The following is a 16,610-nucleotide window of genomic DNA, read 5'->3' as shown; positions in this document are numbered from 1 at the left end:
TTTGTCCACCCACCGTCGTATGATATATCATGACACTCGAAACGCCCGGACGCATCCTTCGAGTCGACCTCTCGGCCGGGGCCGCCGAGAGCGTCCGGGTGCCCGACGAGTGGCGGCGAAAGTACGTCGGCGGGAAGGGACTGGGGGCCAGATACCTCTACGACGAACTGACGGCCGGGACGGACCCGCTCGGGCCGGGCAACGCGCTCCTGTTCATGCTCGGCCCGCTCTCGGGGTACCTGCCCGGCGAGTCCCGCTACGCGGCGGTCACGAAGTCGCCGCTGACCGGCGGGTTCCTCGACTCGTACGCCGGCGGCGAGTTCCCCGACGCCCTCGCCGGGGCACTGGGCGAGAACGTCGGCCTGTTGGTCACCGGTCGGGCCGACGCCCCGGTCCGAATCGTCGTCGAAGACGGGACTGCGACGGTCGAACCCGCTCAGACGTGGGGCGAGGACACCGTCGAGACGGCGGCGGCGTTCCCGGACGCGGCGGTGGCCTGCATCGGCCCGGCGGGCGAACAGCGGGTCGCCTACGCCTCCATCGCCTCGGACGCCGGCGACCACCACGCTGGTCGGGGCGGTGCCGGCGCGGTGATGGGATCGAAGCGGCTGAAAGCCGTCGTCGCGCGCGGCGACCCCCCCGAAGGGCTGTCGGCCTTGCGGGAGTCCTACGCGGAGGCGTACCGCGAGACGGCGACGGGCCGCTGGCTCGAGTCCAGCGGGACCGTCGAGAGCGTCGACTTCGCCAACGAGGTCGGAGCGCTCTCGACGCGTGGCTGGACCGACGGCCAGTTCGAGGGGGCCGACGCCGTGGGCATCAGCGCCGTCGAGGCGCTGGCGGCGGGCCGGGAGTACGACGACGAGGAGAACCCCGGCGGCTTCCGCGTGGAGACCGACGAGGGCGACCACGTCCCCCGCGGCGCGTCGGCGATGAGTCTGGGGGCCGCGCTCGGCATCGACGACTTCGACGCCGTCGCGGCGCTGGGCCAGACCTGCGACCGCCTCGGGATGGACCTCATCAGCGCCGGGAGCGCCGTCGCGTGGGCCATCAAGGCCGCCGACGCCGGCCACGTCGACCGTGACCTCGCCTTCGGCGACCCCGACGGCGCCCGCACGCTCCTCCGAGACATCGCGGCCCGGGAGACCGACCTCGGGGACGCACTCGCGGGCGGGGTCGACGCGGCCGCCGAGCGCTACGGCGGGACCGGCCTCGTCCCGACGGTCAAGGCGATGGAACTGCCGGGCTACGACCCTCGGGGCGCTCAGAGCATGGCGCTGGCCTACGCGACGAGCGACCGGGGGGCCTGCCACCGGCGCGCCCGGACCGTCGAGCGCGAGGCGTTCGACGAGGACTGGTCGCCCGAGCGAGCGGCCGCCGCCGTCGTCCGCGAACAGGACCAGCGCTCGGTGCTGTGGTGTCTCGTCGTGGACGACTTCGTCGGCGACGTGTTCGACGATTTGGGCGCGGAGTGGGTCGACGCCGTCGGCCTCGACGTCGAGGGCGACCTGCGGACCGTCGGCGAACGGGTCTGGAACCTCACGCGCCTGTTCAACGTCCGCGAGGGGGTCTCGCGGGCCGACGACGAACTGCCCGCCGTCCTGCGCGACCCGCTCGAATCGGGACCGAACGCCGGGGCGGCCGTCGAGCCAGCACGGTTCGAGGCGATGCTCGACGCCTACTACCGCCGCCGGGGCTGGGGGGCCGACGGCCGGCCCGCCCGTGCGACGGTCGCCCGCCTCGGACTGGACGAAGCCGTCGACGACGAGACGCCGCTCGCCGAGACACCGCTCTCAGAGCCATGACAGACGAGATAGACCTAGACGAACTGGACGTGGAATCGCACGACGAGGACGGCCCGAACCGCGGCGACTGGTTCTGGCGCGGCGAGGGCGACCCGAGCGAGGAACCCGACGCGGGACCGGTCGAGACGCCCTCGGCCGTGACGCCGGACGCCGGCGAGAGCGCCGCGGACGGGGCCGGGGCGACGGCCGACGGGGCGGACGGTGACACCGACACCGCGGACGCGAGCGCCGGCCCGGTCCCGCACGTCCCGCGCGAGAACAAGGACCGGCCGGCGGGCATCCCGGTCGAGAGCGGCGGCGCGGGTGGCGGGGCCGCCGCCGACGCCGGCACGCCGGACGACGCGCCCGAACACCCGGACGCGGCGGACGAACAGGCCGCGAGCGGTCCGCACGGCGGCGGCATCGACGACATGACGATGGCGCTGACCTACGCGGCGGCCCAGCGACTCGCGGACCCGCAACTGGCCATCCGGGACGCGAAGACGTGGACCGACTGGCTCGGCATCGTCGGCGACGTCGAGACGTTCGTCATCAGCAAGTTCCAGCGCGACCACGGCGTCGACGTGGACTTCTTCAGCGGATCGGGCCAGTCGCCCGGCGAGCGACTCGCGGACATCGACGAACACTCGATGTTCTACGCCGAGCGGATGGTCGTCGTCGGCCTCGACGACGAGGAGGCGATAGCCGACGAGGCCGACTGGGAGTTCGTGCCGCTGTCGACGGCGGCCGAGAAGGCCGACTGGGACGTCACCGACGACCCCGAATGACGGTGTACTTTTTTGGTAACGTGCCGCATGGTAGTACGTAGAGGGCGACACATGACACTCAGAACTGCACTCCGACAGTCGAAGATACTCACGTTCGTCGTACTGGGCGCTTTCGTGTGGCTGCTCCTGTCGATGCTGAACGTGATGGGGACGTTCGATTGGGCCGCTATCAACACGGGCGATTTCGTCGGTCAGACCGCCGTCGGCGGCATCGCCGGCGTCGCCGTACTGGCCGTCCTGCTCGGCGTGCTGGTGGTGCTGTACTCCGAGGTGTCCGAGACGAGTCCGGGGCCGGAAGCGTGGCCGCCGTCGGAGCGATGACCTACTACAGTTGCGAGGGCTGTGGACAGCTCATCGACCTCTCGACGCTCGACGAACAGCCCCGTCGCGAGCACTGTCCGGTGTGTGAGGAGACGACGCGCTGGACGCCCGAGTTTACCGCGGACGAGGGGGTGTCGTTCTGATGTACACCTTCGAGGTGAGCGACCGCCTCTACGAGGCCGCGGAACGCTGGGGCGAGAAGATGATGCAGGACACCGACGAGGCGCTGGAGACCAAAGTCGAGCAGTCGCTGCTGGAGATAGAACACCTCGTCTCACAGTCTCACGAGGTCGAGTTCGACGTCGAGGGGCGGACGGTGAGCTACGAGCCGACCGACGAGTTGGCCGCGTTCCTCGAACGGCAGGCCGACGGCCGGGACATAGACGAGAGCGACGTGCTGAAGATGCACGTCGACCTCTACGCCAACGCCTTCCTCGAGGAGGCGTCGTCCGAGGAACGCCCGCCGAACGCGCCGCCGACCGAGTGACGCGGGGAAAGGTTAACTCCCTCCACGTACAACGCTGTGATATACCATGGCGCACGAGGACAACGAATGGCGCCCGAAGGGTGCCACAGATACGTTCAAGGGATACGAGGTCTGGGACCACGGCGTCTGGCCGATAGACACCAACCACGGTGAGGTAGACGGCGACGTCTCCCTGACCGACGAGGAGTAGTCAGGCGTCGGGGAACGCCCGCCGGTCACGCGGCGGGACGTAGAAGTTCGCCCGCGACAGCACCTCGATGAACTCCAGGATGCCGTTGTGCCGTTCGTCCTGAATGTCGGGGTGTTCGTCCTGTAACCACCAGCCGTTCATAGCGTCGCGTGTCTCCACGAAGTCGTCCAGCGTCCGCTGGACCGAGAGGAACTGCACCGCGGCGTGGCCGCCGTCGACGCTGTTGAAGTCCCGGCGCAACAGGAGCGGTTCGTCGTCCTTGCGCGCCCGGGCGACCTTCTCCCAGTGGCCGACGCGCCCCGTCTCCTGTGCGTGTTCCGTGACGGCGTCGGCGAAGTCGATCGGACCGTTTCCGGCGACGTCCTCGGGCGAGAACTCGCTGGAGAACATCTGTGTCACGCGGTCGGCTTCGGGCATCGCCCACCAGTTGTCCAGCGACTCCCGCAGGTGCGAGAGGTGCATCGTCGTCCCGCCGGCGTAGCGGCCGTCGGAGATAGTGACGCGCTCCTCGGAGGCCTGCGTGCCCGTACGCCCGGAGAAGAAGCCCGTGAAGTTCGGCGCGTCGTCGGGGATGTCGTTCGGGACGCCCTCCGCGTTGGCGTGCTGTGCGGGGAGTCCTTCGCCGAGGAAGCCCGTGCGCCGGTCGGCGAGGGTGAAGGCGTCGCCCAGTCGCTGTTCGACGGTGACGCCGCCGAGACTGGACCGCGTGCCGAACATCGCCGACTCGGCGGCCTCCAGTTGCGAGGGGACGTCGCTGGCGAGGACGAGGATGGCGTCGTACGAGAGCAGTTCCGGGTCGTCCGTCCGGGAGACGACCGTCGGGTGGCGGATGGGCGAGTCGCCGAGCCGGCCGAGCCGTTCGAAGTAGGCCGTCCCCCACCCGAGCATGTGGAGGAGGCCGTCGCTCCGGAACTCGAAGGCGTCTTCGAGGGTCCGCATCGCCAGTTCGACGGTGCGGGCCGCCTCCTCGCTGGGGTCGGTGTCGAGGTTCAGCAGGAGCAACCGGAAGTGTTCGGGCGACAGCGAATTTCCGTCGCTGTCGGTCCTGAGACCGTCGTTCCACGCGAACTGGCGCTGCGGGAGGTCCCCCGCGTGGGGGTTCGGCGGGAGGTCCGCGGTCGGCGACTCCGCGCGTCGGGCGAGGAAGTTCGAGCAGCCGCTGAGACCGGCCGCGCCGGTCAACGTCGCGAGTCGATAGAGGAGGGCCCGACGGGATGGCATGTCACCCCGAGGAAGGGGCCTGTCGAACAAAAGCCTTGCCGCCCCAATAAGTTCGCAACCGTTTTGGCGCTCGTGCCGTAGCTAGTGTGTATGGGACTCTCACCCATACACTCCCGGACGGGGTTAGACCTTCCGCTAGCCCCCGATACCGGTGCCGTCTTCCTCGCGATAGGGGTGCTCGTCGTCCTCGTCATCGGCTACGACATCTATCAGGAACACTATAGCTCGGAGGTGGACCGTGGCGACTGAACAGTCAGAGCGGCAGTTCGACGCCGCGACGCTCCTCGGGTACGTCCGAACCACCGTGTACGTGTTGGTGGCCCTGCTGGCGCTGTCGTTGCTCGTCGTCGGGACCGTCGGCCTCCTCGCGGAGATAAAAGGGTCGTGGCATTGGGCCATCCACCTCGAATCGACTATCAGTTACATCGGTCTGTTCGTCAGTCGCTTGCTGGTCGTACTGATACCGCTGTTCGTCGTCCTCGTCGTCGGCCGGCGGGTGATTCCCGATGCGTGAGCGGGTGCGGACGAACCCGTTCGGAGTGGTCGCAGTCGCCGCCGTCTCCTTGCTCTGTCTCGTGGTGGGCGGCGCGGGCGCCGTCGCTATCTACGCCGAGACGGTCGGGACGTGGCGCTCGCTCTTCCTGATGGAACAGACGCTCGCCTTGCTCGTCCCGACGGTGAAGGTCCTGTTGGCCGTCGCCTTCGTGGCCGGCGTCGGCCTCGTCGTCGGGTCCCGCTAGCCTACCCCAGCTGGCCGACGATGTCGTTCTCGAACTCGACCAACCCCTGACAGACCAGCGCCGCCGCGAGGAACAGGCCGCCGTCGGCCTCCTCCCGCATCTCCTCGACGAAGTCGTCTACCCAGACGGTCAGGTGTTCGTCCAGAAAGACGCGCTCGAAGCCGACGGTCTCCTCTCGGCCGGACCGCTGTGCGTCGACGAGGTAGCGGAGGAACGCCATCTCGACGGCGACGAAGTCGTCCTCCTCCGGGTACTCCTCCGGCGAGGACCACCCGGCGGCACCGTAACTGGCTTCCACCTCCGCGAGACCCTCGCCGATGAACTCGGTGTCGTCCCGGTAGTGGGTCTCGTGGGGCAACACCGGCGGGCGCGGTCCCACGAGGAGGTCGGTGTACTCTCGCTCCAGTTCCTTCTGGACGACCACCGGGTCCCGCCCCGCCTGTTCGTCCAGCCAATCTTCGAGCACCTCGAACCCCTCGTCCATCGGGGCGTTGACCGACTCGTCGGGCAGTTGCACCTCGCCGCCGAGGAGTCGCTCGACGAACGCCTCGCCGGGCGTGTCCCAGAACACCTCGATGACGAAGTCTATCAGTTCGATACGGGCCTCGTAGACCGCCGTCTCGTTCATCGTCGACCCCCCTGGTCGAACAGCAGATGGCTCCGACAGTCGCCACAGTACTCGAAGACGCTGTGTTCGGACTCGGGTGCCAGTCCGGCCACGACGTCGCCGACCTCCTCCTCTATCTTCTCCGCGGAGGCGACGCTCGTGAACGCCTTGCCACAGCGGACACACTCCATCATCTCGTCCTCGTGGACGGTCTGCCACGACTCGCCGTCGCGGTTCTCCGGGAGGAGACCGAGGTCCAGCCCCGTCTCCATCGTGATGGCCGTCTCCGGACACCCCTCCTCACAGAGGCCGCAGTTGACACACCGCTCGTGGTTGAACTGCAACTCGCCCTCGCCGGTCCGCCGGATGGCGTCGGTCGGGCAGAGGTTCGTACACGTCGGCGTCAGCGTACAGGCGTCGTTGACGTCCATCAGGCCGAAGTCCTTCAGGCCGCGAATCACCTCCCGGTCGGGGTCGACGTGCTCTACGATGGTCCGGACGCTCTCTAGGGTCCAGCCGTGACTGTCGAAGGATGGGTTGGCCCGTTCGGCCTCCCAGTCGGCGTCGATGCGGCCGGTCGCCTCGTAGTCGCCCGCGGGAACCGGCGTCTCCTCGAGCCCGAACTCGACGAACCCGGAGATGGCCTCGACGAACGATTCGGGGGTGCCGGCCTCGGGCGCGAAGAAGCCGACTCGCTCGCCGAGGCCGAGGTCCTGCGTCGCCCGGTTGAGTCGGTCGACGAGGTCCTGTTTCGGGTCCGGCCCAGAGTGGAGACACGAGCCACCACACCCGACGATTGCGACGCCGTCGGCCCCCGCCGCCAGCGCGTGCATGACGTGGGCCTCGCCGACGGTGTCGGTACAGTTGACCCGGACCGGGAGGATGGGCGGGTAGTCGAGGTCGTCGTCCTCGACGGCGCGGCGTCCGTGCGCGCGGAGACGTTCGGCCGCGTACTCCGAACAGACGAACGCGACGACCTGCGTGTCGATGGCCGGTGTCGTGCCCCGGGAGAGCAGGCCGCCGTCGTCCTCGTCGCCCTCGAGTAGCGCCTCCACCTCGCGCGCGATGCGCTCGTTGGAGGGTTCCCGGAGCATCGTCGCGCCGGTGGGACACGAACTCGTACACGCCCCGCAGTCCTGACACGCGGTCATGTCGAACTCCACCGAGTCGATGGTGGGTCGATCCACCGCTCCGTGCGGGCAGGCGTCGACGCAGGCCGTACAGCCCTCCTGACTCGACTCGCCGGCCGCACAGACGTCCATGTCGAGGTCGAGGAACTGCGGTTTCTCGATGCCGCCGAGTTGGGACTCGACGGCGGCGATAGTGCCGGCGTCGACCGGGCCGGTGTAGTAGCCGAGTCGCCCGCCGCGCGCGTCGTCGCGGCCGCCGGGGTAGATAATCTGGTCGAACTCGACAGTGCGCGTCACCCCGTCGAGGTCGATGGCGTCGGTGGGACAGCAGTCCGTCCACTCGCCCTCGGGGGCGTCCGGATGGATATCTACTGGATACTCGGTGACCATCCCGTCGGGGCCCTCGTGGACACAGGCCATGCAGTCGATGCAGTCCTCGGTCACCCGGGCTTCGAGCGTGAGTTCGAACTCGCCGAACGAGCCGTCGACGCCGACGACGCGGCCGCGTTCGACGGTCACGTCGCCGAGTCCCTCCACGTCGGCGAACTCCCGGCCGTCGGCGACGAGCGTCACGTCGGCCGCCTCGGAGAGCGAGGCGGCGGCGTCGGGGTCGCCGACGACGGCCACGCGGTTGCCCGCGTCCTTCGAGACGGTTCGACTGATGGCCTCGTACTGGAGGCCCGCCTGCTTGGCGTTGATGAGTCGGGCGGTCTTCTCCGTCGCTTCGTCCTCGCCGTGGACCCACGCGTTGGTCTCTCGGTGGTCCACGAACTGTGTCGCGTCCGGGTGGAGGCCGTGGTCGTCGGCCAGCGACCGAATCCGGTCCTGACACGACGGTTCGGGCGTCGTCACGATGAGTTGGTCGAGGTCGTAGCCGTCGATGACTTTCGACATCGCGCCGCGGCCGTCCTGACAGAGCAACTCGGAACTCGCGACCACGTCGACGTCCGAGACGCCCTCCCGGACTGCCTCGAGGTCGATGTCGCACGAGCCCCCACACGAACACACGAAGGCACCTGTGTTCATTAACCGTGAGGAACCGTGGCACACTCATATGGCTTGCGGGTGATTTCACCACTTAACCGGCCGTAAAGACCGGGCTACTCCCGAATTTTTTAGGCTCCCCAAAAAATGCCGGGAAAACGATATGAAATGTTCACGATGTTTTATTATACAGTGCAGGCAACTATCGCCAAGGTAGGGCATGACAATGTGTATAGCTTCGATGGCGTCGTACAGCGGCGATAGACACGCGGGGGAGATTCCAACATGAGTACACAGCAAGAACCAGTTTCGTTAGACCTCGACAGGCGGTCGTTCATGAAGGCGAGTGCACTCGCCGGAACGGTCGCACTCGGGGTGAGTGGCGCCGGACAGGCGCTTCAGAGTACAGACGACGAGCCGGAGGGTGCCGACACCGGGACGGAGTTCTCGAAGACCATCTGCAACTACTGTTCGGTCGGGTGCGGGTTCCACGGGGAGCGTGAAGGCGACTCGTTCGTCGGCATGGAACCGTGGGAAGAACACCCGATAAACGCCGGGTCGCTCTGCTCGAAGGGCGCCGGCATCTACGAGACCGAACACTCCGAGAAGCGCCTGAAACACCCGATGATTCAGGAGGACGGCGAGTGGCGCAAGATAGGGTGGAACGAGGCGTACGACCGCCTCGCCACCGACATCCGGGCGCTCTGGCCGGACTCCGACGTCTCGCCGAGCGACGCCGTAGACGTCGACGCGGAACACAGCAGAGAGAGCGTGATGTTGCTCGGCAGTGCCCACCACTCCAACGAGGAGTCCTACGCCATCAGGAAACTGGCGGCGTTCATGGGCACGAACAACGTCGACCACCAGGCGCGTATCTGCCACTCGACGACGGTCGCCGGCCTCGCGAACACGTGGGGTTACGGGGCGATGACCAACACGGTCAACGACTACCGGAACTTCGACCTCGACATCATCGTCGGGCAGAACCCGGCCGAGGCCCACCCCATCGCGATGCAGCACATCCTCGAAGGCCAGAAGCGAGGCGGGGACATCCTCGTCCTCGACCCGCGGTTCACCAAGACCGCGGCCCACGCCGACGAGTTCGTCCGGTTCCGGCCGGGGACCGACGTGGCGCTGATGATGGGGGTCATCAAGGACCTCCGTGACCGCCACGGCCTCGCGATGGACCCGGACGCCGACGACAGCGGGCAGAACATGCTGACCGACCGGGTGCAGGGCTGGGAGGACGTCGACGCCGAACTCGACCAGTACGACCTCGAGACGGTCTCCGAGATAACGTGGGTCGACACGGACGACATCCAGCGCATCAGCGACATGATAAACGAGGCCCGCCCGAACGTCCAGATAGAGTGGGCGATGGGCGGGACCCAGCACAACAACGGGACCCAGAACATCCGCTCGTACGCGGCGGCGAGTCTGGCCTCCGGGTCGGCGGCCCGGAGCGGTGGCGGCCTGCAGGTCATGCGTGGCCACGCCAACGTGCAGGGGGCGACAGACCTCGCCGTCGCCAGCCACATCCTGCCGGGCTACTACGGCTTGAGCCCCGGTGGCTGGTCGTGGTGGGCCGACGTCTGGGACAAGAACCCCTACACCAGCGGGTCCACCTCGTTCCGCAAGATGTACGACAAGTTCGAGATGATGCCGGAGGACCTCTACGTCCGGCAGAGCGCCGTCGCGGAGGGCAACGAGGACATCGACACCTCGTTCCCGGCGGACAACTCGATGATGTTCCAGAACGGGCTGACGGTCGCCCGGTGGTTCGAGGCCGCACTGCCCCAGGACATGCGGTATCAGGACACGCCTATCTACCAGCCAGACCAGGTGAAGATAGCGTTCTTCTGGGGGCACTCCGCGAACTCCATCAGCGAGATGGAGCAGATGAAAGAGGGGATGGAGAACCTCGACTTGCTGGTCGTCTGCGACGTGTTCCCGTCGGTGGCGAGCGTCCTCCCGAATTTCGAGGAGGGCCCACCCATCCTCCTGTTGCCGGCCTCCAGTCAGTACGAGCACTACCGCTCGCTGACCAACACGCACCGGGCGACCCAGTGGTCCGAACCGGTCCGGCCGCCCGCCCACAACTCCAAGCCGGACCTGCAGATAATGCAGGAACTGGCCGGGGCGCTGGGCTTCGGCGAGCACTTCGACTGGGGCGAGGGCGAGGAACTGTACAACGGGAAGGCGACCTACGAGGCCGTCATCCGGGAGTTCAACCTCGGCACGATGACCATCGGCTACCGGCAGGACCCCGAACGCCTCCAGCAACATCTGGAGTACGACTACGCCTTCTCCAGCGAGGACCTGCAGGGGGCGAAGGGGACGCCGGTCGAGGGCGAGTACTGGATGCTCCCGTGGCCCTGCTGGGGCGAGGGGCATCCGGGCACGCCCATCATCTGGAACGACGACCTGAACCCCAACAACGGGGGACAGGACTTCCGGACCAGATGGGGCGTCCAGGCGCCGACACCCGACGAGTGGGACGCGATGCCGACCGACGACGAGTACCCGTTCGAGGCGACACTCGACGCCGTCGGCGACCGCTACGACAGTCAGGCCGACGCGCTCGACCTGACCCGTGCACCGTACAACCCCCAGTGGGCCAGCAACAGGGACACGGCGTCCGACGGGCGTCTCCACGGCGTGCCGGAGTACCCCGGGTGGAAGACGACGTTCCCGGAGAGCCTGCTCGACCCGGACCAGCAGACGCAGGCCGACGAACTGACCATCCCGCAACAGCACGCGCTGGCGAAGAACGGGTCGGTGTACACCGCCGCGTTACACCTGAACGACCCGCTGGGCTACGGTAGTGGCCCCGACGAACCGGCTCTGGACATCGACAACCCCGCGTTCGACTGGTCGGGCGTCCAGAGCGAGGAGTTCGCCCAGTACGTCCAGGAGACCCAGGACATCGACGCGTCGTTCTACGAGCAGTACGACTTCCGGCAGGTCGACGCGCCGACCGGTCGTGGCCGTGCGCGCGGCGTCGTCTGGAACTTCCTCGACAAGGTACCGGTCCACCGGGAACCCATCGAGAGTCCGTTCCCCGAACTGGTCGAGGAGTGGCCAGCGAACGGTCAGCAGCGGAACTTCTACCGCCTCGACCAGAACAACGCGCAGGAACAGCAACAGGCGATGGACATCATCCACAACCAGAGCGACGGGCCGGACCTGGACACCATCATGACCACCGGCCGACAGGTCGAACATCAGGGTGGTGGCTCCGAGACGCGGTCGAACATCCACACGGCCGACCTGCAACCGCACATGTACGCGGAGCTCTCCCCGAACATGGCGGAGGACCTCGGCGTCGACGGGGGCGACCTCGTCGTCATCTCCTCGACGGACAAGGGGTCCATCCTGGTGAAGGCCCGGGTCACGAACCGGCCAAACGACCGGGAGGTGTTCCTCCCGTTCCACTGGGCCGGTGTCTTCAAGGGCAACAGTCTGGAGGACAAGTACCCAGACGGGACCGTCCCCTACGCTATCGGGGACTCCGTCAACGCCATCACGTCTCGGGGGTACGACGTCGAGACCCAGATGCAGGAGACGAAGGTGTCGATGGTCGCGGTCAGACCGGCGACCGAGAGCCTGCTGAACGAACTCAACATGGACGTGGACATCGAGTTCCCGCAGGACCGCGACGACATCGGCCTCCAGAAAGACTTCGACGTCCGTGACAACTCGACGGTGCAATGAGGTGAAATGATATGTCAACAGGAAACGAAGTGATGCGCGACGGCGTCATGAGCACGGGCGAAGACGCCCGTATCTTCCCGGACGTCGAAGCGTGTATCGACTGTGGTGGCTGTGTCGTCTCGTGTAAACGGACGTGGGACGTCCCGCGTGACGAACAACGTATCAGCATCGCGACGATGCTCGAAGGACAGGAGGGTGCGCCCGGATTCAACGCCAGTAGCGGCCGGGCGATGGAGCAGGGCGAGAACCCCGGTGAGACGGCCATCCCGATGCAGTGTTACCACTGCGAGAACGCGCCGTGTGTCTCGGTCTGTCCGACCGACTCCCTCATCAAGAAGGACAACGGCTTCGTCCGCGTCCGGGACGACCTCTGTATCGGCTGTCAGTACTGCCTCTCGGCGTGTCCGTTCGGCGCCCCGCAGTTCCCCGACCAGGGGACCGGCGCCGCGAACCTCGTCGGCGGCGGCAACACGATGGACAAGTGTACGATGTGTGAGGAGCGGCAGGACGTCGGCAAGGGACCGGCCTGTGCCGAGGAGTGTTCGACCGACGCCATCCTCGTCGGGACGCCGAGCGAGATAGCCGACGAACTGGAACACCGCGACAGCGGGGTGTTCTTCAACGACCAGGCGATGAACATCATCTTCGGCGAGGAGTCGGGTGAGTTCCAATGAGCGGGCGACAGGAGACACCGGAGGTGTCTGGCTACGCCCGGTCCCACGTCGCCATCAGCGCCGTCGTCGGCATCCTCGTCGCGGGGCTGTCGGTCTGGTGGGCGCAGGGGTTCGACATCTTCTACGAGTCGCTGTACCGCGTCAGCCCGACCGTCGAGGGCGGCGGCATCGGGGCGGACTGGGTGTTCGGCAACACCATCCCGTCGCTCGACTTCCTCATCGCGCTCGTCCACGCGGCCGACGTGCTGATGGGGGCGTTCATCCTCGTGATGGTGTTCCTCCACTGGGCGGCGTTCCGGCGCCTCGCCGACCGGATGCGCCAGCCGGGCGAGGAGCGCGGCGAGGCCGTCGCCGCGGACGGGGGTGAGCAACGATGAGCAACTTAGACCACGGGAAGTTCACGCGGGTGACGACGCTGTTCCACTCGCTGCTGGGCTTAGACGTGTTCCTGCTGTTCTTCACCGGCTACGCCATCATGTTCAACGACGAACTGTGGTGGCTGCTCGCGGTGATGGGCGGTGCCAGCGGCGTCACGGCTATCCACCGCATCACCGGCATCGGCCTCATCGCGCTCATCGTGTTCTGGATAGTCCTCCAGATAATCTCGCCGACCGGCCGGGGCAACTTCAGCGAGATACTGCCGGGGAAAGACGACTTCGACGCGTTCGTCCAGGACGTCCAGTTCATGCTGGGACGGGCCGACGAACGGCACCCGAACGCCCGGCAGTTCGCCGGCTACAAGGCCGACGAGGTGCCGCTCCTCTCGTACATCGGCAAGGGTGTCGTGTTCATCTTCTCCATCGAACTGACGCTGCTGGCCATCTCCGGCCTGCTCATCTGGAGCAAGACGGGGCTGGCGGCGATGTTCCAGACGAAGGCCGCCGCGATGGCGTTCGTCACGTTCCACGGCCTGCTCGGCGTCATCATGCTGATGGGGGTCATGTTCCACGTCTTCGAACACGGGTTCCACCCCGCGTTCTACCCCGTCGAGACGAAGGCGTTCATCCCCCGGAGCATGGTGCCCGAGTACCACAGTGACGAGGACGAGGAACCGGACACCACCGGCATCGAGCGGTTGTCGCTCTCGCCCTCGTGGCGGACGATGTCCTCGATATTCGGCGCGCTGACGGTCATCGGTATCGTCTCGGTGCTCATCGGGAGCATCTTCGACGAGGGGTACCCGGTGCCCCGTGAACTCGCCATCGGCGGCGGGCCGACGAGCATCCTGCTGACCATCGGTATCAACGTCGGTATCCTCGTGCTGGGCGTGGGACTCGTGCTGTCGATGTACGGCAACGTCCTGCGCATCCGCTGGGAGCGCCAGATGGAGGAAGAACGCGAAGGGCCCGCCGCCACCGACGGCGGACGCGAGGAGCCATCGGACGACTGAGCCGCGTTCCTTTTTAAGAGACGATAGCCTTCCCTTCCGGCGAGAGTTCGACGCCGACGTCCTGGCGCGTCTGTTCCTGTATCTGATTCAGATTCCGCGTCAGCACCTGCAGGATGTCCTTCGGTTCGGGGTAGACCAGCATGTTCCCGTCGCCGTCCTCCATCACGAGTTGCGTGTCCGACAGCGCTACCTGGTCGCCCTCGATGCTGGCGACGATGACGTTCAGCGCCTCGGCGCCGCCGGGGTCGCCCTCCTCGACCATCGTGACGTAGACGCCGTCGAGGCCGACGAGGTCCTTGTACTCCCGAACCTGCCGGGCACAGGCGACCATGTCCTGTGTGACCGCCGTCTTCTGCTCGTTGCCGTGTTCCCCCTCGAAACAGTGCTTGCAAACCCGAAGTTCCAGCCGCATGTCCGGACCGTACGACGTACTGCGGTATGACTGTTGTGCAGGCTGATAGCACACGACCCCACCGCGCTGGCCCCTCGCTCGACGTGCGGATGCCATCGCGTGACCGGCCGCGGGCCTCGGACGGGGAAAGTTTGTTACCACTAGTGTGTGTACCGTCAACGTATGGCGGGAATACTCGACGCGATATACCTCGTCCTCGCCGTCGGCGTGGCCGTCGTCGGTTTGGGGGCGCTCGCGAAAGTGGTATCGGACACGGAAGAGAGCGGCTCGCGGTGGCTCGAAGTGTCGGCGATGCTCGTCGCACTGGTGTTCTTGCTCGCACTGGGGGTCGAGTTCCTCGCGTAGCGGCCCTCAGCGGTCGCCGAACACGTGGTAGCCGACGACGCCGACGACGAAGGCGACGCCGAGGTTGGTCAGGACGCCGAGGGCGCCGATAGCGACCACCGGGAGTGTCGACTCGGCCTCGCCGAGCCCCGTCCGGCCGAGTTGCACCGCGACGAGCGCCAGAATCACGCCGAGGACGCTGGTCGGGTAGGCGGCGACCAGTCCCACTGCGAGCACCGCGACGAGCGCGTAGCCGACGCCGAGGACGACGTTCGCCCCCGGCGTCCGTGCGCCGAAGGCGTACTTCCCGGCGACGCCGCCGCTGCCGTGACACATCGGGAACGCGCCCAGCGGCACCGCCAGCAGGTTCATCGCGCCCATGCTCGCAGATAGCTGGTCGGCCGAGACGTCGCCGTCGAAGTAGTCCCCGAGCAACACCGACGTCGCCAGCGCCGCGTTGCCGACGGTCATCGCCAGTTGCGCCACCGCCGCCTCGACGCTCCGGACCGTCAGGTCCGCCGTCGGGAGGACGAGCATCGCGTCCGGCGACGGGAGCGCGGGCGTCGGAATCCCGGTGGCCGCCAGCGCGAGGACGCCGCCGACGAGGAAGACGGCGAGCGCGCTCACCGACCGGTAGCCGACGACGGTGGCCGCGACGGCGACGCCGACCCCGAGGGCGGCCAGTTGGAGGTCCCCCGCCGCCAGCCCGACGCCCGTCTCGAACAGGACGAGGGCGACACCGAACTGAACCCCACGGACGACCACGGTCCCCACGTACCGCTCGACGGTTTCGAGCGTTCGCGTCCACCCGAGACCCAGCAGGACGACGCCGAGCATCAGGCCCGCGACGACGAGTTCGCCCGTCGAGACGGCGCCGGCGACGACAAGCGCCGCCAGCGCTTTCATCGGTTCGACGGAGACGGGGACGCCGTAGTACAACCCCCAGACCACCTGCATGGCGCCGAACCAGAGCAGCATCACGGGCAGGGAGAGGTCGGTCAGCACCGCGACGGCGACGACGACGGGCAGGACCGTCGCCGAATCGCCCACGGCGCCTGTGACCTCGTGCCACGCCACGTCGAACCGGGCGTCCTCGCCGTAGTCGAAGGAGATGGCCATCAGTCGGTCGCTATCGCCCGGGTGGCGGTCGCCTTGAACGAGACCACGACGCGACTCCCCGGGCGGAGGTCGAGTCGGTCGAGGCTCTCGTGTGTGAGCAGTGCCGACAGCGAGTCGGGCGTCCCGACGTCGATGGTCGCACAGACGACGGTCTCGCCCGCGTCGACGTCGACGACGGTCCCCTCGAACCGGTTTCGCGCGCTGGTACTCTCGGCGGCGGGGGCGTCGGTGGGCGCGTGTAACGTCACCGCGTCCGACCGGACGCTGACCTGTACCGGCGCGTCTACCTCCGGCACGTCGCCGCCGTTCCGCGCCACCAGTCGGGCCCGCAGGTCGCCGGCGTCGGTGGCGACGACGCCGAGTTCGCCGTCCCGTTCGGTCACCCGACCCGGAATCACGCACTCGTCGACGCTGGCCGTCCCGGCGAGCGCCGCTTGCAGGCGGGCCAACCGCGAGAGCAGCGACGCGGCCGTCTCGGTCAGGTCGCTCCCGCCGCCGGTCGCGCCGCCGCGCCGTCGCTCGACGAGTGGGCCGTAGGCCTCCTCGAGCGTCTCGATGCGGCCGAGCGCCCGCGCTCTAGAGCGACCGAGTGCCTCGCTCGCCCCGGCGACCGACCCCGTGTCCCGGACGGCCCGGAGCAACTCGGCGTCGGCCGACGTGAAGGCGACGCCGTCGGCCTGCAACTGCGCGTCGACGCTGGCGTCCATACAGAGCATTGTCACGCCATC

The 16,610-nt window shown here is 67.6% G+C and carries 20 protein-coding genes; 14 read left to right on the top strand and 6 right to left on the bottom strand.

Annotated features, from left to right (window positions below; translation table 11 throughout):
• Positions 1–29 precede the first annotated feature (29 nt).
• The 6 genes from EGH21_RS04135 to EGH21_RS04110 are packed head-to-tail and all read left to right on the top strand — an operon-like array spanning position 30 to position 3,567.
• Positions 30–1,802 carry an aldehyde ferredoxin oxidoreductase family protein gene (locus EGH21_RS04135; RefSeq protein WP_236035371.1) on the top strand — a complete coding sequence of 591 codons (1,773 nt, stop codon included), beginning with the start codon at positions 30–32 and terminating at the stop codon, positions 1,800–1,802.
• Positions 1,799–2,569 carry a DUF7124 domain-containing protein gene (locus EGH21_RS04130; protein ID WP_220617189.1) on the top strand — a complete coding sequence of 257 codons (771 nt, stop codon included), beginning with the start codon at positions 1,799–1,801 and terminating at the stop codon, positions 2,567–2,569. The genes EGH21_RS04135 and EGH21_RS04130 overlap by 4 nt, the downstream gene beginning before the upstream one ends.
• 51 nt (positions 2,570–2,620) lie before the next feature.
• Positions 2,621–2,890, top strand: a complete 270-nt coding sequence (locus EGH21_RS04125) for a hypothetical protein (RefSeq protein ID WP_220617188.1) — start codon at positions 2,621–2,623, stop codon at positions 2,888–2,890.
• Entirely contained in the window at positions 2,887–3,033 is a 147-nt protein-coding gene (locus EGH21_RS04120; protein WP_220617187.1) for a hypothetical protein, read from the top strand. The genes EGH21_RS04125 and EGH21_RS04120 overlap by 4 nt, the downstream gene beginning before the upstream one ends.
• Positions 3,030–3,377 carry a hypothetical protein gene (locus EGH21_RS04115; protein WP_220617314.1) on the top strand — a complete coding sequence of 116 codons (348 nt, stop codon included), beginning with the start codon at positions 3,030–3,032 and terminating at the stop codon, positions 3,375–3,377. The genes EGH21_RS04120 and EGH21_RS04115 overlap by 4 nt, the downstream gene beginning before the upstream one ends.
• Positions 3,378–3,423: 46 nt before the next feature.
• Positions 3,424–3,567, top strand: a complete 144-nt coding sequence (locus tag EGH21_RS04110; protein WP_220617186.1) for a hypothetical protein — start codon at positions 3,424–3,426, stop codon at positions 3,565–3,567.
• Here EGH21_RS04110 and EGH21_RS04105 read toward each other — a convergent pair whose 3' ends face one another.
• Positions 3,568–4,788 carry a Dyp-type peroxidase gene (locus EGH21_RS04105; protein WP_220617185.1) on the bottom strand — a complete coding sequence of 407 codons (1,221 nt, stop codon included), beginning with the start codon at positions 4,786–4,788 and terminating at the stop codon, positions 3,568–3,570.
• 90 nt (positions 4,789–4,878) lie between these two features.
• Here EGH21_RS04105 and EGH21_RS04100 point away from each other — a divergent pair, with 90 nt between their 5' ends.
• The 3 genes from EGH21_RS04100 to EGH21_RS04090 are packed head-to-tail and all read left to right on the top strand — an operon-like array spanning position 4,879 to position 5,528.
• Positions 4,879–5,037: a hypothetical protein gene (locus EGH21_RS04100; protein ID WP_220617184.1), complete on the top strand. Its 159-nt coding sequence runs from the start codon at positions 4,879–4,881 to the stop codon at positions 5,035–5,037.
• On the top strand, positions 5,027–5,302 hold the full coding sequence (locus EGH21_RS04095) for a hypothetical protein (RefSeq protein WP_220617183.1): 276 nt from the start codon (positions 5,027–5,029) through the stop codon (positions 5,300–5,302). The genes EGH21_RS04100 and EGH21_RS04095 overlap by 11 nt, the downstream gene beginning before the upstream one ends.
• Positions 5,295–5,528 carry a hypothetical protein gene (locus tag EGH21_RS04090; RefSeq protein ID WP_220617182.1) on the top strand — a complete coding sequence of 78 codons (234 nt, stop codon included), beginning with the start codon at positions 5,295–5,297 and terminating at the stop codon, positions 5,526–5,528. The genes EGH21_RS04095 and EGH21_RS04090 overlap by 8 nt, the downstream gene beginning before the upstream one ends.
• A gap of 1 nt (position 5,529) precedes the next feature.
• On the opposite strand, the gene EGH21_RS04085 is transcribed toward EGH21_RS04090, so the two are convergent.
• Positions 5,530–6,156: a TorD/DmsD family molecular chaperone gene (locus EGH21_RS04085; RefSeq protein ID WP_220617181.1), complete on the bottom strand. Its 627-nt coding sequence runs from the start codon at positions 6,154–6,156 to the stop codon at positions 5,530–5,532.
• Entirely contained in the window at positions 6,153–8,291 is a 2,139-nt protein-coding gene (locus EGH21_RS04080) for a hydrogenase iron-sulfur subunit (RefSeq protein ID WP_220617180.1), read from the bottom strand. Before EGH21_RS04080 ends, EGH21_RS04085 begins: the two co-directional genes overlap by 4 nt.
• 243 nt (positions 8,292–8,534) lie before the next feature.
• Here EGH21_RS04080 and EGH21_RS04075 point away from each other — a divergent pair, with 243 nt between their 5' ends.
• The 4 genes from EGH21_RS04075 to EGH21_RS04060 are packed head-to-tail and all read left to right on the top strand — an operon-like array spanning position 8,535 to position 14,027.
• A complete protein-coding gene (locus EGH21_RS04075; protein ID WP_220617179.1) occupies positions 8,535–11,963 on the top strand; it encodes a formate dehydrogenase subunit alpha in 3,429 nt (1,142 codons plus the stop codon).
• A gap of 11 nt (positions 11,964–11,974) precedes the next feature.
• Entirely contained in the window at positions 11,975–12,637 is a 663-nt protein-coding gene (locus EGH21_RS04070) for a 4Fe-4S dicluster domain-containing protein (RefSeq protein WP_220617178.1), read from the top strand.
• The gene (locus EGH21_RS04065) at positions 12,634–13,014 is read left to right on the top strand and encodes a hypothetical protein (protein WP_220617177.1); all 381 of its coding nucleotides are present in this window, start codon (positions 12,634–12,636) and stop codon (positions 13,012–13,014) included. Before EGH21_RS04070 ends, EGH21_RS04065 begins: the two co-directional genes overlap by 4 nt.
• Positions 13,011–14,027, top strand: coding sequence for a cytochrome b/b6 domain-containing protein (locus tag EGH21_RS04060; protein ID WP_220617176.1), 1,017 nt, complete (start codon positions 13,011–13,013; stop codon positions 14,025–14,027). The genes EGH21_RS04065 and EGH21_RS04060 overlap by 4 nt, the downstream gene beginning before the upstream one ends.
• 13 nt (positions 14,028–14,040) lie before the next feature.
• On the opposite strand, the gene EGH21_RS04055 is transcribed toward EGH21_RS04060, so the two are convergent.
• Positions 14,041–14,439, bottom strand: coding sequence for a hypothetical protein (locus EGH21_RS04055; RefSeq protein WP_220617175.1), 399 nt, complete (start codon positions 14,437–14,439; stop codon positions 14,041–14,043).
• A 162-nt stretch (positions 14,440–14,601) separates the two neighbouring features.
• On the opposite strand from EGH21_RS04055, the gene EGH21_RS04050 reads away from it, so the two are divergent.
• Positions 14,602–14,784, top strand: coding sequence for a hypothetical protein (locus EGH21_RS04050; RefSeq protein WP_220617174.1), 183 nt, complete (start codon positions 14,602–14,604; stop codon positions 14,782–14,784).
• Between the two features lie 6 nt (positions 14,785–14,790).
• Here the strand turns inward: EGH21_RS04050 and EGH21_RS04045 are convergent, their stop codons facing one another.
• Both EGH21_RS04045 and EGH21_RS04040 read right to left on the bottom strand, forming a co-directional pair.
• Complete coding sequence (locus EGH21_RS04045) at positions 14,791–15,882, bottom strand: putative sulfate/molybdate transporter (RefSeq protein WP_220617173.1); 1,092 nt, start codon at positions 15,880–15,882, stop codon at positions 14,791–14,793.
• Positions 15,882–16,589 (bottom strand): TOBE domain-containing protein, encoded by a 708-nt coding sequence (locus EGH21_RS04040; protein WP_220617172.1) that lies wholly within the window; start codon positions 16,587–16,589, stop codon positions 15,882–15,884. Before EGH21_RS04040 ends, EGH21_RS04045 begins: the two co-directional genes overlap by 1 nt.
• Positions 16,590–16,610: the final 21 nt, after the last annotated feature.

This window comes from Haloarcula rubra (assembly GCF_019599465.1).
Taxonomy (GTDB): domain Archaea; phylum Halobacteriota; class Halobacteria; order Halobacteriales; family Haloarculaceae; genus Haloarcula; species Haloarcula rubra.
Note: the sequence above shows the minus strand (reverse complement) of the source record. Positions and strands in the feature narration are given on the sequence as shown.

Bases quoted from the DNA above. Each gene is read 5' to 3' on its own strand.
- EGH21_RS04135 (WP_236035371.1), top strand. From the start codon at position 30: ATGACACTCGAAACGCCCGGACGCATCCTTCGAGTCGACCTCTCGGCC.
- EGH21_RS04130 (WP_220617189.1), top strand. From the start codon at position 1,799: ATGACAGACGAGATAGACCTAGACGAACTGGACGTGGAATCGCACGAC.
- EGH21_RS04125 (WP_220617188.1), top strand. From the start codon at position 2,621: ATGACACTCAGAACTGCACTCCGACAGTCGAAGATACTCACGTTCGTC.
- EGH21_RS04120 (WP_220617187.1), top strand. From the start codon at position 2,887: ATGACCTACTACAGTTGCGAGGGCTGTGGACAGCTCATCGACCTCTCG.
- EGH21_RS04110 (WP_220617186.1), top strand. From the start codon at position 3,424: ATGGCGCACGAGGACAACGAATGGCGCCCGAAGGGTGCCACAGATACG.
- EGH21_RS04105 (WP_220617185.1), bottom strand. From the start codon at position 4,788: ATGCCATCCCGTCGGGCCCTCCTCTATCGACTCGCGACGTTGACCGGC.
- EGH21_RS04100 (WP_220617184.1), top strand. From the start codon at position 4,879: ATGGGACTCTCACCCATACACTCCCGGACGGGGTTAGACCTTCCGCTA.
- EGH21_RS04090 (WP_220617182.1), top strand. From the start codon at position 5,295: ATGCGTGAGCGGGTGCGGACGAACCCGTTCGGAGTGGTCGCAGTCGCC.
- EGH21_RS04085 (WP_220617181.1), bottom strand. From the start codon at position 6,156: ATGAACGAGACGGCGGTCTACGAGGCCCGTATCGAACTGATAGACTTC.
- EGH21_RS04080 (WP_220617180.1), bottom strand. From the start codon at position 8,291: ATGAACACAGGTGCCTTCGTGTGTTCGTGTGGGGGCTCGTGCGACATC.
- EGH21_RS04075 (WP_220617179.1), top strand. From the start codon at position 8,535: ATGAGTACACAGCAAGAACCAGTTTCGTTAGACCTCGACAGGCGGTCG.
- EGH21_RS04070 (WP_220617178.1), top strand. From the start codon at position 11,975: ATGTCAACAGGAAACGAAGTGATGCGCGACGGCGTCATGAGCACGGGC.
- EGH21_RS04065 (WP_220617177.1), top strand. From the start codon at position 12,634: ATGAGCGGGCGACAGGAGACACCGGAGGTGTCTGGCTACGCCCGGTCC.
- EGH21_RS04060 (WP_220617176.1), top strand. From the start codon at position 13,011: ATGAGCAACTTAGACCACGGGAAGTTCACGCGGGTGACGACGCTGTTC.
- EGH21_RS04055 (WP_220617175.1), bottom strand. From the start codon at position 14,439: ATGCGGCTGGAACTTCGGGTTTGCAAGCACTGTTTCGAGGGGGAACAC.
- EGH21_RS04050 (WP_220617174.1), top strand. From the start codon at position 14,602: ATGGCGGGAATACTCGACGCGATATACCTCGTCCTCGCCGTCGGCGTG.
- EGH21_RS04045 (WP_220617173.1), bottom strand. From the start codon at position 15,882: ATGGCCATCTCCTTCGACTACGGCGAGGACGCCCGGTTCGACGTGGCG.
- EGH21_RS04040 (WP_220617172.1), bottom strand. From the start codon at position 16,589: ATGGACGCCAGCGTCGACGCGCAGTTGCAGGCCGACGGCGTCGCCTTC.